We start from the raw sequence: 16,069 nt of genomic DNA on the forward strand, positions 1-16,069 counted from the left end.
AGTAGGAAAACACGATAAGAAATGAACCGCTTTCCGGTATCGCATCATGACAGCCTCCAAAAAAACACGGCTGTCCTCTGGCTAAGCAGAGTTAGGGGTATCCCAGCCTTAGCGCAAATCGCCTAATAATTTATGAGCGAAGTATAGAACGTATCCATCCCCTTTTCAAGATAGGTGCCAAAAAATAGCGCGCCTATATCCTAAGCATGTAAACCTTTAGCTCATAAGCGTGCAGGCTACCGAGGGGTGATCGCGGGGGCTACACGTTTCCGAGGTACACGTGCGCAAGCGATGCTTCCGCGATAGACCGGAACCGCTCAAGCACAGCCAAATCAGTCGGCTTTTCGCGGTAGGCGCGATAGGCTGGAAAGAACCGCGAGAGGTGAAGCGGGATCTCGGGATCGATTTCGGAAAGCCAGGCGCACTCCTCGCGAAACAAAGCCTCGTCATCCGACAACCCCGGCACCACGAGCGTCGTCACCTCCACATGCACGCCGGCAGCTGCCGCCGCCTCGATCGAGCGCTTGACAACGGCGAGTCCCCCGGGGGCGCCGAGCAAACGGTAGCCCTCTTCGGAATAGCACTTCACATCGATGTTGAGCGCATCGAGGTGCGAAAGCGCATCAGCCCACACATCCGATGAAACGTACCCGTTCGTGACAGCGACGTTTACCAGTCCCGCCTCATGCGCAAGCCGCGCGCAATCCATGAGGTATTCGGGCGCGATGAGGGGCTCGTTGTACGTGTAGGCGATGCCGATGGTTCCGCGTTCGCGCAGATCGAGCGCACGCTCGACAAGCTCTTCGGGCGACACGAACCGGGCCGCGCTCGCAACCCTGCCTTCGGCATCGGCCATCGAGATGTCGCTGTTCTGGCAGAACGGACAGCGCAGATTGCATCCGAAGCTCCCGTACGAAAGCACAAGCGATCCCGGATGAAACCGGGCGAGCGATTTCTTTTCTATCGGATCGAGCGCAAGCGCCGTAGCCTGTCCGTAACTCAGCGAGACGATGCGGCCCTCGCGGACGGTGCGGGTGCCGCAGACGCCGAACGACCCCTCGCGAAGGCGGCATTCGTGAGGACATACGGTGCAGGTACGCGCATCGGACATGCGACTGCGGTCGAGCAGCGCTTCGGGTGCTTGAGCGCGGTCGGCTGAGACGTCGTATGCTTCATGCATGGCGCACGACCTCGAACCGCTCGATGTCGATGGCATCGAAGCCCGCGCGCGGGTCGATACCCGCCTTCATGCAGGCGATGTGAAGCTGTTCGCGAACCGTATCGACTCCTTCGAGGTCGGGAAGGAGCAGCCCGCGTTTGAACCCTTGGCTGACGATGACCCCGTAGCGCTTCGGGTCAAGATCGCCTACCGTCGCCGACTCGGGAGGAAACAGCACGTCGACGCTGATTTCAAGGTCGTCCAGTTCGGGGACCGTGATGGCGGGAAAGCGCGGATCGCGCGTAGAAGCCGAGACGGCGTTTTCGATGACCTCGTCGGCAAGCGTTGCCCGCACGGGATCGATAGTGCCGATGCAGCCGCGCAGCTCACCGGTCGAAGCGGTGTGGATCGACACGAAGCAGCCCGCTCGATTGGGTAAATCGCCGGGCAGCGTCAGCGCCACGGGCACCGTACGGGTGCGCACGTACTGCTCGATCGTGGCTCGGGCAAGCGCGACCAGCGGATCGGCTTTTGAAAGGGCAGGCTCCCTTCGCTCGAACGCCGCAACGCCGTACCCGACGCCGAACGGACCTTCGAGGGAGAGCAGCTCGGAAGTGAATTTCACACCATCTTGCGAACGTGCCTCGGCGAGTGCGCCAGCCAGCATGATGAACCCCGACAGTCCGCATTCGGCCGCGTCCTCGCACAGAGCGGGGTCGAGGTCCGCAAATCCTGCAGGATCGCCCGATTCGACTACGCGCGCGAACGCCTCGTCGAAGCGCGGACCGGCAGGATCGAACCCGTAGGGTCCGTCGGCCTTGAGCTTGTGGGAAAGATCGCCGCTCACCAGCAGGACCGTCCGCCTTCCGAGGCCGTGGGCGGTCCTCGCCATGCAGCGCCCGAACGCAAGCAGCTCCTCGCGCGGCACACCCGAACCCCCGATCGATACGGCGCGGTACCGATCGCTCGGATAGCATTCCTCAAGATAATACAGCGGCACCATTATCCCGTGATCGAGCTTTTTCGCGCGCGCCGAAACGCACCCGACCGACAAACCCTCGCCCTCGCCGCACGCAGCAAGCGCATCACGGAATTCGCCGTCGTAAACGAGCGAAGCGCGCACCTGGGGAGTTCCAAATTGCTCAAACGAGCCGCATGCGCCCTCGCCTGCCCCAAGATAGATCCAATCGCCGAAGTAGGCGCTGTGGGGGCTTACGACCAGAATGGTTTCAGGCTCATGCGCAGCAACGCGACGGGAGACTTCGCGGTATCCCGCAAGCGTATCGGCGATTTTCAACTCCTCGCCCCTCCCGACTTCGGGAACGGCGAGCGGCGGATGGGGAACGATGTATGCGGCTACAAGCGACATGGCGGCCTCCTGTCCGAATATCTTACCCCGATTGTACCGCGGATGCTCGCCGTACGTACAGCATCGCCTCGTTAACGGATCGCCAGTCAATCTCCGGATACGCCGCTTCCCGCCGCGACCCGCTCCACGAGGTAGCACTTGTGGATCTTAGGGTTGCGGGCGAAATCCTCGGGGATCGTCTCGGCTGAAATATCGGTCAGGTGCACGCCGTAGCGCTCGAGTTTTTCGGTGTCGGGCTTGAATGAACGGAGGTTGCACGAGAAAACGGCACGCCCCCCTTGCGCAAGCAAGCGGGAGACGCCGATTACTAGCTCAGCGTGGTCGCGCTGCACCGACCACGTTTCCTTGCCCATCGATTTCGAGTTGGAGAACGTCGGCGGATCGACAAAGATAAGATCGTAGCGCCGCTTGCTCGCCCGCTCTTCTGAAATCCACCGCAGGACGTCAGCCCGCACATAGGTGTGGTTGCGGCCCTTGAAGCCGTTCAGGCGCATATTGCGCTCGGCCCACGAGAGGTAGGTTTGCGAAAGATCCACCGTCACCGTGCTTACCGCACCGCCCCCGGCCGCATGCACGCTGGCCGTTCCCGTATAGGCGAACAGGTTCAGAAAGCGCGCACCCTTCGCCAGAGAGCCCACGAGCTCTCGCGTTTTGCGGTGATCGAGGAAAATACCCGTATCGAGGTAGCCACCCAAGTCGACCTCGAACCGGTAGCCCGATTCTTCCGTGCACACGATATGCGAGCGCCCACGCGCATCGCGGTACTGCCCGCCGCCCTTGTCGCGCCTGCGGGTTTTCGAGAACACGTGCGAGGGGTCCAATCCCAAAACGGTCGGCACGATAGCAAGCGCATCGCGGAACCGCCGCTGCGCCCGCTCGGCATCGACAGTCGGCGGTGCCTCGTATTCCGAGATGTGCACGTATCGCTCGCCTGCCGAGCTCGCACCTCCCCCAATCGAGGTGCTGTTCTCGCCCACCCCGCGACGCGCCTTGCCGCAAGCCTGTTCGACAGCATCGACAACCGACGGACCCGCAGTTTCGTAGAGATCGACGGCAACAGCGAAATCGGGCAGATCGGCGTCGTAGAGGCGGTAGCACGAGATCCCGTTTTTCCGCGCCCACTTCGTGCGCTCCTTCGCCACCTTGCGAAACCGTGCGATGAACTGGTCGCTCGTGGGCTCGGCTACCGTCACGTACCGCTCGTCGCCGGCAAGCGAAACGACCTTGAGCTCGATGCGCGCAGAAGGAGCCGTCTCGTAGATACGCAGATCGGCTGCCAAAGGGCCGTTGTACAACCCCAGGGTTTCGCGCGGCACGAGACCGAGGGCGGTATCGATAGTCGCGTCGGGCGTGATGACGGCGAGCGTCCATCCATCGGGTACCGCAGAGACCCCTTGCGCGAGCGCGGCGTACACGCCGGGAAGCTGCGCCTCCGACGAAAGGCGGCTTCCGTAAGGGGGATTGACCGCCACAAGGCCCGGCGCATCGGTTGCGCCCGTAGCGCCATCTGCTAGAATCTCGCCCATCTGCGCGGCATCCCCTCCGCGGAAATCCACGTACCGGGCAAGACCAGCGCGTTTAGCGTTTTCCCGGGCGATTTGCACGCTCTTTTCGTCGACATCGGTCCCCACGAGGCGCGGCATCGATTCGAGCCCTGCGGCTAGACGGTCGTCAGCTTCGTCGATAAGAGCATCCCACAGATCCTCGTCGTGCAGCGCCCATCCCGAAAAGCCCCAGTAGTCGCGCATGATGCCCGGCGCCCTATCGGCTGCGATCATGGCAGCCTCGATAACGAGCGTCCCCGAACCGCACATGGGGTCGATGAATGTGCCGCACACACGGGCGGTCCGTTCCCATCCCGCCGCGAGCACGATGCCTGCCGCAAGCGTCTCTTTGAGCGGTGCCTCGGTTTGCACGCCGTCGGTCCGGTAGCCGCGGCGATGAAGCGGCTCGCCCGAAAGGTCGAGCGAAATCGTAGCCTTCTCGCCGCGCACCGCAACGTCGATTGCCACATCGGGACGTTTCGAGCGCACGTCGGGCCGCGCTCCCCGCGCCTCGCGCAGTGCGTCGCATACGGCATCCTTCACCTTCACGGCAGTAAACTGGGTGTTGCGCAGATTGTCGTTCATGCCGTGCGCGTACACGGCGATCGTTGCTCCTTCGCCTACGTGCTCGGTCCAATCGAGGGCCTTCGCACCTGCATAAAGCGCCTCAGCGTCGGACGCATCGACACGGGCGAGCACGAGCAGTACGCGCGATGCGACGCGCGACCACAGGCAGGCGCGATACGCTTCTCGCACGGTGCCGAAAAACGCAACGCCCCCTTTGAGGGGACGTACGCGCTGTGCTTTCAGATTCTTCAGTTCGGTTGCCAGAAGCGCCTCGAAGCCGCTTGCGCACCGTGCATAAAACTCGTAGGTTTCCACGTTGTCCGTTCTAGTCTTCCAAGTAATCTTTCAGTTTGGAGGAACGGGAGGGATGGCGCAGCTTCGCGAGCGTCTTGCTCTCGATCTGGCGGATGCGCTCGCGGGTGACGCCGAATTCGCGGCCTACTTCCTCAAGCGTGCGCGGGTGCCCGTCCTCAAGCCCGAAACGCAGAGAAATAACCTTGCGCTCGCGCTCGGCCAGTCCGTCGAGCACCTTGGAGAGCTGTTCTTGCAGCATCGAGAAGCTTGCGGCGTCGGGCGGCACCACGGCTGCGTCGTCTTCGATGAAGTCGCCGAGCTGACTGTCTTCCTCTTCGCCGATAGGCGTCTCGAGCGATACCGGCTCCTGCGAGATCTTCTGGATTTCGCGAACGCGCTCGGCAGGCAGGCCCATCTCCTTGCCGATCTCCTCGGGGGTGGGTTCCCGTCCGAGCTCCTGAAGGAGCTGGCGCTGGATGCGGACAAGCTTGTTGATGGTCTCGACCATGTGCACCGGGATGCGGATGGTGCGCGCCTGGTCGGCGATTGCGCGGGTGATTGCCTGGCGGATCCACCAGGTAGCGTACGTCGAGAACTTGAAGCCCTTCGTGTAGTCGAACTTCTCGACCGCACGGATGAGCCCAAGGTTGCCTTCCTGGATGAGATCCAAAAACAGCATGCCGCGGCCGACATAGCGCTTGGCGATGGACACGACGAGGCGCAAATTCGCTTCGACGATCTGCTGTTTGGCGTCGAGGCCGACCTGTTCGATGCGTGAGAGGCGGCGGCGTTCCCGACGCTCGAGCTCGATGCCCTCGTCCTCGGCCTTCTCAAGCTGCTCGCTCGCTTCGATGCCGGCTTCCATCTTCATGGCGAGGTCGATTTCCTCAGCGGCAGTCAACAGCGGTACTTTACCGATTTCCTTCAGGTACATGCGCACCGGATCGCCCGTGAGCATGGTGACCGAGGTATCGGTTGCACGCTTGCGCGATTTGACCTTGCTCTTGCCGCCCACCTTGGGAAGCGGAAGCTCGGCGGCCGCCTTGAGCTCGTCTTCGGGAATGTCCTCGAGCAGCTCGTCTTCGTTGAAGTTGGTATCGATCTTATCGTCATCGAGAGAATCGGAAACCGACGAGTCGTCGATGACCGAATCGGCATCGGGTTCGACGTCGAGGTCGTCATCCTCGATCATATCTTCTTCTAATTCAGTGTTCTCGCTGATGGGTTCGTTTGTTGAGGAGATGTTCTTGGAGGCTGGAGCCACGTAGTCTTCCTTTCCGATCAACGTGTTGCCCATGCTACGGATATCCTGTTTTTGGGCGCAAAGATTCAGCGAATTAATATACCACAAAAACGGCTTGAGCAGAAGACGGTTTTTTATTCGTTGAGAAAGGTAGAGAAAGCTCAGCTCCTCAGCACCTTTTCCATGGTTTTGCCCTTCGCCAGCTCGTCAACCAGCTTGTCAAGCCAACGGATCTGCTGGATCAGCGGATCTTCGATATCCTCGACTCGGATGCCGCACACGGAACCGGTGATCTTGTCGGCATCCGGGTTAATGCGCGGAGCTTCCGCGAAAAACGTCTCGAAATCGACTCCGCGCTCGATGCATGCGCGCAGCCCTTCCTCGTCATAGCCGGTCAGCCAGCATATGGCCGCGTCCACTTCTTCGCGCGCACGCCCTTTCTTCTCGGCTTTCTGAACGTAGAGCGGATATACGCTCGCAAAATTCATAGCGTATAGTTTCGGTTTCGTTTGTTTTGTCATGCGCGCTCCTTCACCGTCACATGCACCGAATCGCCTATGTGCTTGCCAAGCTCGGCGCGGATACTTTTAAGAATCCCGATCACATAGCACACCGAGCCGTCCTCGTGCGTGCTCCCCATATTGACCACACTGCCGTCATACGGTATGCCGTCGAACGTAGCATGGACCTTCACGCGCCCTTTGCCGAATTCCTCGCGCACGTTGTAAGGAAACGTCACGTATGCGCCTCCCTTGCCGACCTCGGACGCCTGGATCATCGCATCGAATTCGTAGGTACGCGGATTCACGACCGCCCCCAACTTGCGCATCCCCCGATACGAGCTGCACGCCATTGAGCGATCTCGGCAATCAAACCGTAGTCGATCGGCTCATCGTAGGGAAACTGGATCGCGCCCTTCGTATGGCGAAGCGTACCCACCCTGTCCTGGAACGGGGTAAGCGACAAGTCTCCCGGATAGATTCCGAGATGGTGCTTGAACGCTGCGAAGTGGATGATGTTCTCGCCTTGCCAGTACGTCGGCATGCGCCACGAAATCTTCTCCTGCGCATTCGGCACCGCCGCGCGGATGGTTTCCCTCACCTTGTACAGCAGCGGCTGAACCGCCTCGGGCTGATCGGCGATATAGGCATCGACCGCTTCAACATCACCGCCGTAGCAGCTCGCCGCAGCGTTCTCAAGCCTCCGATCGCCGTTCGGGCCTCGCTTCATGGCACGCCTCCTTTCATATGCGAATGCATACAGGGTACCCGTGCGGATCGAAGCTGCTGCGGTAAAAGGTAATCTGTTTTCAAGCTGGCATGCAAAAGTGCGAATCCGCCCCTGCCTGAAACCGCGCGCTCCCTCGGCAACGGACCGTCACGCAACCACCACAAGCTCGTAGGTCTGCGAGAATCCTGCCCAACGCGGCGCTCCAGTCACGAAGTCTCCACGCCACCCCCATCAGCTCAGTTCGCGCCGCGCTCCTTCCGTCTCAGAAACTCCCTGAGTGCGTCGTAGAGCTGTTCGGCATCGAAGGGCTTGGGAACGAACCCGTTCATGCCGGCCGCTTTCGCGCTGTCGCGGTCCTCCTGAAACGTATTGGCGGTAATGGCGATAATCGGAACCGTACGTGCATCGTCGCGGTCGAGCGCGCGAATAGCCTTGGCGGCCGCGAGGCCGTCCATCACGGGCATCTTCACGTCCATGAGCACGAAGTCGAAACCGCCGGGTTCGCTTGCAGCGAATAGGTCGACGGCCTTTCTGCCGTTGTCGGCCCTCACGACCGACACGTCTTCCATCTCGAGCAAAGCGATGGCGATCTCAGCGTTGAGGTCGTTGTCTTCGGCGAGCAAGAGCTTCGATCCAGAAAGCGATACCGCCGCGCGATCGTCGTGCGTATCGGACGCAATCGCGCATTGGTCCGAGATAGGCAGATCGATGGAGAAGTAGAACTCGGTGCCTCTTCCCACCGTGCTGTTGACGCGCAACGTTCCGCCCATCATCTTCACAAGGTTGCTACTGATGGAAAGACCGAGGCCCGTACCCTGCACGTTCGTGCGGTTCTCGGCTGCCTGCTCGAACGATTCGAACACGCGCTCAAGATCCTCAGGGGCGATGCCGATGCCCGTATCGCGTACGGCGAACCGGATGCGCGCCGATTTCTTGTCGCGGGCGACTTCTTTGATGACAAGCGTGACCGTTCCGCCGGGATCGGTGAACTTGAACGCGTTCGAAAGCAGATTCGCTAGCACCTGCTGGATACGGATCGAATCGCCTACCACACAGCCGTCCTCGGCCTCGCATTCGGTCACCATCGAAAGACCTTTTTTCTCGGCCTGAATGCCCACCATGCTCTGCATCTGCTCGGCAAGCGCCAACACGTTGAACGGCGCGCATTCGAGCTCCATTTTGTTGTTCTCGATTTTGGACATGTCGAGGATATCGTTTACAAGCGCTAGCAAGAACTGGGCCGAAGTGTTGATCTTCTCGAGGCTCGTCCTGATGGCGGGCGTCGCATCGCCCGATTGCGAGGCGATGGTCGAAAGTCCGATGATCGCGTTCATGGGCGTTCTGATCTCATGGGACATGCGCGAGAGGAAGTCGGACTTCGCGCGGCCCGTCTCTTCGGCCTTCTCGAGCTTAAGCGCAAGGATGCGGTTTCTGATCTTGGAGCGCGCGATCAAAAGGATGATGCCGATGATGAGGAGCAAGAATATAACGCCGAACGCGAGCGTGGCCACGGGGTTCTCGTACATGAACGATTGGAGGGATATCTGGCGATTCGCAACCGAAATGACGTTATTCGATAGGACGGTTTCCATCTCTTCGGCAGTAAAGCTGTTGATGGCCTTGTTGATCACCGAATACAGTTCGGAATCGACTGGCTGGGGAAACGCGATCGAAAACGTCGATTCGATATGGTCTGCGGCCACCGGCGTCAGGTTGGCGTAGTAGTGGTCTTGGTAGAGCCCCTCGGCGTAGGACGAGGGAAGGCACGTCAGATCGACCCTGCCCGTGTTCACCGCCTCGAGGCACAGCTCGTAGCTCGGGTAGTACTCGATGCGGGCGGCCTTGATGCCGGCGGGCTTCGCTCTTCCTTCGGGCAGAGCGAGCGTCAGATCGCTCGAGGGGTATTCCGACGATTTGTTCCTCAGCACCACCGCATCGAGCTTGGTATAGCTTTTCGTGAGCGCAAGGCCCATGTCGTTCGCGAAGTACTCATCGTCCATGAACCCGCCCGCAACATCGGCCTCGCCCGAAAGCACGAGATCGATCATGTCTTGGTAGTTTTCAGCCTCGACGTATTCGAACGTGAGCCCGGTATGTTCGGCTATCAACTCGAATGCGCCCTTGACGATGCCGCGGTACGTTCCGTTGCGCTCGTAGTACACCGGGTACAGATCCGAGATGACCGCGACCCTGACTGGATCGGCCTTTTCGATGAACGCACGGTCCTCGTCAGTGAAGTTGATGGAATTGACGTGCGCATCTGCGTAGTATTTTTCGTACAGCTCGTCGGAGAAGCCGGGGTCGGCCGCATAGATGTTCTCCATCGCCTGGTTGAGCTCCGATGCAAGCGAGGGCTCGTCTGCTGCGGCAACGATATAGTACGGCTCCGATTTGAACCGGGCGGCCACATCGCAATCGTCGCGCATCTCGATATCGCTGCTGAGCAGCACATCCACCCCGTCCGAATCGAGGCATTGGCGAAGCGCCACCTCATCGTCGTAGTAGCGGATCGCGCAATCGAGGTTGTTGAACTCGAGGAAGTTCTCGAGCCGCTCTATCTTATCGGTCGCCTTCGAAAGCACGCCGATCGTCTTGCCGTTAAGCGTATTGAGGTCGAAGCTCTTGATGTCGGGATCGGTTTTCTTGTACAGCAGCACCGAGTAGTTCGATCCCATGATGTAGTCGGGATACAGCACGTCTGCCGTAAGCTCATCGCGGTAGAACATGCCTCCCATGAGGTCGTATTCACCATCAATCATGGCGGGCAGCAAATCGTTTATATCGCCCGTGACAAACTCGTAGTTCCACCCGGTGTACTTGGATATCTCGACGAGCCAATCGTAGAAACTCCCGGAATGGATGCCGTTCTCGTCGGTTTCGCTGATGCCCTTCGCGTAGGGGAAAGCGACCTTAAGCGTGCGTCCCGCGTCGGCATGCATGTCGACGTCTGCGCCTTCGCCTAAAAACGACGAGGCACGTTTCGTGTCCGTACCGGAAGGGGCATCCGAACTCGAAGAGCGGGTACTGGATGCATCTGTATGCGGAACCGAGACACCGTCTTCGGCGCCGGCGACTCCGGGAAACAGCGAGATGACGAGCATCGCGGCGCATACGACTGCCACTAGCCTTCTCATCGACCGCACCGTCCTTCCTAAACCCCGATCCGAACCCGCGCATCGCGCGAGCACCACCGATTGGTATGGTAGAACGAGCAAACCGATTTGATGCCTACTGACAATCAATCGTTACCGTAGGGCTACAGCATGTCATGGGGATCGACGTCGACGGCGACGTTGACGGTTTTGCTCGCCTTGCGTTTACGGAACAGCGGCAAGAGCACCGACGAAACATCGCTTCCCATCGGCGCCTTCACCACGATGTGCCAGCGGTACGTACCCCGCAAACGCGAAAGCACGCACGGGTTCGCAGGAAGCACCGACCACTGCTCGCCCGCCTGCTCGAGCACCGTTCGCTCGATATCGGCCGAGAGCTCGCGGGCGGCACACTCGACTTCGGATTCATCTTTTCCCCACACGAGTACGTTGGCCATACGAACATAGGGCGGATACCCGAGCAAACGCCTTTTGGGAAGTTCGTCTTTTAGGAAAAGGGCGCGGTCGTAGGTTGCCGCCGCCTGTATGGCGCACGAATCGGCCCAGTAGGTTTGCACCATGACACGCCCCGGCAAATCGGCGCGGCCAGCGCGGCCCGCCACCTGTTCGATAAGGGAGAACGTCCGCTCGGCGCTCCTGAAATCGGGGAGCTTCAACATCGTATCGGCATTGATGACGCCCACGAGCGTCACATCGTCGAAATCGAGTCCCTTCGCAATCATCTGCGTGCCGAGAAGCACGGCGGCCCCCGCCGAAGCGAACTCTTCGAGAAGCTTCTGGTGCGCGCCCTTCGCCGACGTCGTATCGGCGTCCATGCGCACGACGCGCGCCCCCGTGCCTTCGAGCACGCTGACGAGTTCTGCTTCGACCCGCTGGGTGCCCGCTCCGAACTTCTTCAAATACGGGCTGCCGCATTCGGGGCATACGGGCGGCACCGGCTCCTTGTGCCCGCAGTGGTGGCACACGAGCACGCTGCCCTTTTCGTGGTAGGTCAGCGATGTCGAGCACGACGGGCACTCGGGCACGAACCCGCACTCGCGGCAGAGCAGAAAGCTCGCGAACCCGCGTTGGTTCAGGAGGAGCACCGCTTTCTGACCAGCCTCGATTGTTTCGATCAGGGCTTTCGTGAGCTTGCGCGAGAACATGGAGCGGTGCCCGCTTCCGAACTCGCGGGCCATGTCGATTACGGTTACTTCGGGCATCGGCTTGCCGTTGGCACGCTCGGCGAGCACGACGCGGTGCCAGTTGTCGTACTTGTCGCAGCGGTAAAGGGTCTCGATCGACGGCGTGGCCGAGCCGAGCACGAGCGTCGCGCCCCTCTCGGCCACCATCCATGCCGCTACGTCGCGCGCCACGTAGCGTGGTGCGGAATCCTGCTTGTAGGAACCTTCGTGTTCCTCGTCAATGATGATAAGGCCGAGATCGGGCATCGGGGTAAAGAGCGCGCTGCGCGCGCCTACGACTACGCGCGCCGCTCCCGAGCGGATGAGGTCCCATTGGTCGTAGCGCTCGCCTTGGCTCATACGCGAGTGCATGACGGCGACGGTATCGCCGAACCGCCCGCGAAACCGCGCAACCGTCTGGGGCGTGAGCGATATCTCGGGAACGAGGACGATGGCCCCGAGCCCGGATGCGAGCGTCGTCTCTATGGCACGCAGATACACTTCGGTCTTGCCCGAACCGGTTACGCCGTCGACGAGCACCACATCGCCCGCCGAACGCTGCTGGGCCGCGTCGATCGCCTCGAGGGCCTTCGCCTGGCCGCACGTGAGATCGGGCTTCGCGCTCGGCACGAACGACTCGGCGCGCGCACCGTGCGAGCCCGCTTCGCCGGCCCCCGTCCCCCGAAGCCGCCGCCGCGTCTCAAGCACGACGACCTCTTTTTCGGCAAGCGTCTTCAGCACCGACGAGACCGATCCGAGCTCCATCGAGAGTTCCGCCACGCGCAGCTCGCCAGATGCGAGCGCATCGACGATGGCCTTCTGCTTGACCGCGGTCTTCTTGGGTTCGAATCCGGCTGCAGCGGGCCCAAGGCGCACCCACCGGTCGTCGACGGGACCGATCTGAGGCTCTTCGAGCCGCCAGTACTTTCCGGTATGGACCATACGCGGCACGCCGCCCGGAGGCGTGAACAGACGAACGCACGAGCAGAGGGGAGCTATGTACTCCTCGCTCAGGTAGTGCGCGCACGCCGCCCCCAGCTCATCGAAATACGAATGCGACAGCACGCGCTGGACAGCTTTGAGCTTCACCGGATCGACGCCGCGAACCACAAGCGCGCTCGCATCTTCGGCATCGACTTCCTCGAGCGCGACCGCATAGCCGATCGCCTGGCGGTTGCCGAACGGCACGAGTACCGCGCAACCTACCTCGGCATCAACGAGATCGTCGGGCACTGCATAGGTGTAGGCCGTATCGAGCGACTGCGTGGGAATGTCGAGTATGATCTGCGCGAGTCTCACGAGACGTTGCAAGCGGCCTTCAACTCATCGACCTTATCGGTGCGCTCCCAGGTGAATTCGGGAAGCTCACGGCCGAAGTGCCCGTACGCAGCCGTTTTGCGATAGATGGGCCTTCGCAGATCGAGTTGATCGATGATGGCGCCGGGACGCAAATCGAAAACCCTTTGCACCGCTTCGGCAATCGTCTCCTCCGAAACGGCGTTCGTGCCGAACGTGTCGACCATGACCGAAACCGGTTTTGCCATGCCGATGGCATAGGCGATCTGGATTTCACAGCGCTCGGCGAGCCCTGCGGCCACGACGTTCTTCGCCACCCATCGTGCCGCATACGCAGCCGAGCGGTCGACCTTCGTGCAGTCCTTGCCCGAAAACGCGCCGCCGCCGTGGCGGCCCATGCCGCCGTACGAATCGACGATGATCTTGCGGCCCGTAAGGCCCGCATCTCCCATGGGGCCGCCGATGACGAAGCGGCCCGTGGGATTCACGTGTATCTCCACGTCGTCGGCTAGCGTCACGCCTTCGCGCTCCACGACCGGCATGATGACGTTCTTGACGAGTTCCGCGCGCAAAGCTTCGTGCTCGATGTCCTCGGCGTGCTGGGTCGACACGACGATCTTTTCAACCTGCGTGGGCTTGTTGTCGACGTAGCGCACGCTCACCTGCGTTTTTCCATCGGGGCGCAAATACGGCATCGTACCTTCTTTGCGCACGCGGGAAAGCTCTTCGGCAAGTCGGTGAGCCAGATAGATCGGCATCGGCATGAGCGTTTCAGTCTCGTTGCAGGCGTATCCGAACACCATGCCCTGATCGCCCGCGCCTACGTTGTCGTATTGGTCGCCGGCTTCGCCGTGCTGGGCTTCCCACGACGTATCGACCCCGAGCGCGATGTCGGGCGACTGCTCGTGGATGGCGTTCATGACGCCGCACGTTTCGCTGTCGAAGCCGAACTTCGCACGGTTGTACCCGATGTCGGCGATGACGGAGCGCACGATAGAAGGAATGTCGATGTAGGCCTGCGTGCGGATCTCGCCCGTAACGACCACAAGCCCCGTCGTCGCAAGCGTCTCGCATGCGCAGCGCACGGCCGCCGGATCGGCGGGCATGCCGCCTGGTGCCACGTAGCCCGCTTCCGCAAGCTCGATCTCCTTTTCGAGAATCGCATCGAGGATCGCATCGGAAATTTGATCGCATACCTTGTCGGGATGACCTTCGGTCACCGACTCGGATGTGAATAAATACGTTGTTTGCTGGTTTGCCAAAACTTCCTCCTCATCGGTGTCGGCAGGACCACCTTGACGTGTTCGCCAGGTTGGTGCCGGGATCTTCGAGCCAACTCTCTTCCCCGGCTCTTGATAAAAACGGACAAGTACCCAAGAACTCGCAGACGTGTCTGCGAGCCTGACGATGGTACCCCAAACGAGCGGGCCGCGCAAGGCTCGCGAAGCACGATCGGGTCATCGGCCGTTTGCCCCCGAACATCGGACAGACGCGAGCGAGAGGCGAAGGAAGGGACATGCGGCGATGCGCTGCGAACGCGTCCGTCGCCGCAGCGGTCAACGAACGGGAAACCGTTCTATGGTGGTCGTACGCGAATACGCACGGCGAACCGAAGCGCATGGTACACTTTCCGCCGAAGATCAGACGAACGAAAAAGGAACAGCCATGCCTACAAACGCAGACTACACAAGCGAATACCTTGCAATCATCGACCGTCTCGACGGCGATGTGCGAAGCCGCCGAAACGCCCTTGCGTACATGGAATCGTCTACCGCCATCGTGCACCACCAAGTAGTCGCATGCTCGTTTCTGCCGCGGCTTTTCAACGCAGAAACCTACACTACCTTCAAACGCACCGCCGAGACTGTGCACCGCATCCTCGTCAGGGTGATGCAACGCTACCTCGACGACCCCGAGTACCGCACGATCTTCTCGTTCGACCCCCGACTCGAGGAGCTCATCTTACTGCCCCGCGGCTACGATGCGCTGCTTCCATTCGCCCGCGTCGACGTCTTCCTCGACGAGGACACCTACCGCATCGGGTTTTGCGAATTCAACGCCGATGGTTCTTCGGGCATGAATGAAAATCGTGAGATCACAAACTCCATCGTCGACTCCGAAAGCTTTGCACGCTTCGCCAACCAGCACGAGGTCCATTCCTGCGAGCTGTTCGAATCGTGGGTCGATGAGTTCCTTGCCATATACGAAACCTACGAGCACCGCGTCGATCAGCCCCATATCGCCATCTGCGACTACCTAGAAAATGCCGTCGTTGACGAGTTCAAAGTGTTCGCATCGCTCTTTGCCGAGCGCGGTGTCGCATGCAGCATCTACGACGTGCGAGAACTCTCGTTCGACGGAAAAGAACTCACCGGACCTGATGGAAAGCGCGTCGACGCAATCTGGCGGCGCAGCGTAACGAACGATGTCATCGAGCATTGGGACGAATCCCAGGCGCTCATCGAGGCGGTTCGCGCCGAAAAGGTCGCCCTCATCGGTAGTTTCGCCGGGCACATCGTCCACGACAAGCAGATATTCGAAGCGCTCACGCATCCCAAAACCGTCGAGATGCTCGATGCCGACGAAATCGATTTCATCGAGCAGACCATCCCGACGACCGCGTTTTTAGACGACGAGCACGTCGACCTCGCGCAGATACGCGCGAACCGCTGCGAATGGATCATCAAGCCGACCGACCACTACGGCGCCGACGACGTTTACGCCGGAGCCTACGTGGATGAGGCTACATGGAACGAGCTCATCGACCGCTTCGCGAACGGGGCCGCAGGCGAACCCTTCCTCGTCCAGCGCTACATCACACCGTTCAAGACCGTTACGCTCCCGCCCGATACGCACATAAGCGAACTCACCGACGAACAAGTGCGAGCTCAAACACAAGGCGAGCTGTACAACAACCTTTCGGGCCTGTACCTCTACAACGGCACGTTCCGGGGCGTGTTCTCGCGCCTGGGGCCCCGGCCTACCATCTCCAAGGATATGGCGGGTATCACAGCCGCAACCATCTGGGTTGACTTCGATCCCAAAACCTTCAATGAAGCCATCCGATCCGAAGAGGAAGGCCGGTAGCGCC

General features: G+C 60.7%; 11 protein-coding genes and 1 riboswitch. Of the genes, 1 reads left to right on the plus strand and 10 read right to left on the minus strand.

Annotated features, from left to right (window positions below):
• Window positions 1-259 precede the first annotated feature (259 nt).
• The 10 genes from amrS to metK form a co-directional block, all read right to left on the minus strand.
• A complete protein-coding gene (amrS, locus tag FJE54_RS13465) occupies window positions 260-1,180 on the minus strand; it encodes an AmmeMemoRadiSam system radical SAM enzyme (protein WP_218971936.1) in 921 nt (306 codons plus the stop codon).
• On the minus strand, window positions 1,173-2,528 hold the full coding sequence (amrA, locus tag FJE54_RS13470) for an AmmeMemoRadiSam system protein A (RefSeq protein WP_139653321.1): 1,356 nt from the start codon (window positions 2,526-2,528) through the stop codon (window positions 1,173-1,175). Before amrA ends, amrS begins: the two co-directional genes overlap by 8 nt.
• Before the next feature lie 86 nt (window positions 2,529-2,614).
• Window positions 2,615-4,954: a bifunctional 23S rRNA (guanine(2069)-N(7))-methyltransferase RlmK/23S rRNA (guanine(2445)-N(2))-methyltransferase RlmL gene (gene rlmKL / locus FJE54_RS13475; RefSeq protein WP_255467437.1), complete on the minus strand. Its 2,340-nt coding sequence runs from the start codon at window positions 4,952-4,954 to the stop codon at window positions 2,615-2,617.
• A gap of 10 nt (window positions 4,955-4,964) precedes the next feature.
• Window positions 4,965-6,125, minus strand: coding sequence for an RNA polymerase sigma factor RpoD (gene rpoD, locus FJE54_RS13480; protein ID WP_180326807.1), 1,161 nt, complete (start codon window positions 6,123-6,125; stop codon window positions 4,965-4,967).
• Between the two features lie 212 nt (window positions 6,126-6,337).
• On the minus strand, window positions 6,338-6,697 hold the full coding sequence (locus tag FJE54_RS13485; protein ID WP_218971937.1) for a DUF2200 domain-containing protein: 360 nt from the start codon (window positions 6,695-6,697) through the stop codon (window positions 6,338-6,340).
• Entirely contained in the window at window positions 6,694-6,984 is a 291-nt protein-coding gene (locus FJE54_RS13490; protein WP_218971938.1) for a DUF1905 domain-containing protein, read from the minus strand. Before FJE54_RS13490 ends, FJE54_RS13485 begins: the two co-directional genes overlap by 4 nt.
• Window positions 6,981-7,406, minus strand: a complete 426-nt coding sequence (locus FJE54_RS13495; RefSeq protein WP_139653325.1) for an iron chaperone — start codon at window positions 7,404-7,406, stop codon at window positions 6,981-6,983. The genes FJE54_RS13490 and FJE54_RS13495 overlap by 4 nt, the downstream gene beginning before the upstream one ends.
• A gap of 236 nt (window positions 7,407-7,642) precedes the next feature.
• Window positions 7,643-10,540: an ATP-binding protein gene (locus FJE54_RS13500; protein ID WP_139653326.1), complete on the minus strand. Its 2,898-nt coding sequence runs from the start codon at window positions 10,538-10,540 to the stop codon at window positions 7,643-7,645.
• Between the two features lie 122 nt (window positions 10,541-10,662).
• On the minus strand, window positions 10,663-12,981 hold the full coding sequence (gene priA / locus FJE54_RS13505) for a replication restart helicase PriA (RefSeq protein WP_139653827.1): 2,319 nt from the start codon (window positions 12,979-12,981) through the stop codon (window positions 10,663-10,665).
• Window positions 12,978-14,240: a methionine adenosyltransferase gene (metK, locus tag FJE54_RS13510; protein WP_139653327.1), complete on the minus strand. Its 1,263-nt coding sequence runs from the start codon at window positions 14,238-14,240 to the stop codon at window positions 12,978-12,980. Before metK ends, priA begins: the two co-directional genes overlap by 4 nt.
• A gap of 7 nt (window positions 14,241-14,247) precedes the next feature.
• Window positions 14,248-14,340: riboswitch (SAM riboswitch) on the minus strand.
• 303 nt (window positions 14,341-14,643) lie between these two features.
• Here metK and FJE54_RS13515 point away from each other — a divergent pair.
• Entirely contained in the window at window positions 14,644-16,065 is a 1,422-nt protein-coding gene (locus FJE54_RS13515; RefSeq protein WP_139653328.1) for an ATP-grasp domain-containing protein, read from the plus strand.
• Window positions 16,066-16,069: the final 4 nt, after the last annotated feature.

Origin of the sequence: Raoultibacter phocaeensis (genome assembly GCF_901411515.1) — a bacterium.
GTDB lineage: Bacteria > Actinomycetota > Coriobacteriia > Coriobacteriales > Eggerthellaceae > Raoultibacter > Raoultibacter phocaeensis.

Excerpts from the sequence above, each read along its gene's own strand:
- amrS (WP_218971936.1), bottom strand. The coding sequence starts at position 1,180 with ATGCATGAAGCATACGACGTCTCAGCCGACCGCGCTCAAGCACCCGAA.
- amrA (WP_139653321.1), bottom strand. The coding sequence starts at position 2,528 with ATGTCGCTTGTAGCCGCATACATCGTTCCCCATCCGCCGCTCGCCGTT.
- rpoD (WP_180326807.1), bottom strand. The coding sequence starts at position 6,125 with ATGATCGAGGATGACGACCTCGACGTCGAACCCGATGCCGATTCGGTC.
- FJE54_RS13485 (WP_218971937.1), bottom strand. The coding sequence starts at position 6,697 with ATGACAAAACAAACGAAACCGAAACTATACGCTATGAATTTTGCGAGC.
- FJE54_RS13495 (WP_139653325.1), bottom strand. The coding sequence starts at position 7,406 with ATGAAGCGAGGCCCGAACGGCGATCGGAGGCTTGAGAACGCTGCGGCG.
- FJE54_RS13500 (WP_139653326.1), bottom strand. The coding sequence starts at position 10,540 with ATGAGAAGGCTAGTGGCAGTCGTATGCGCCGCGATGCTCGTCATCTCG.
- FJE54_RS13515 (WP_139653328.1), top strand. The coding sequence starts at position 14,644 with ATGCCTACAAACGCAGACTACACAAGCGAATACCTTGCAATCATCGAC.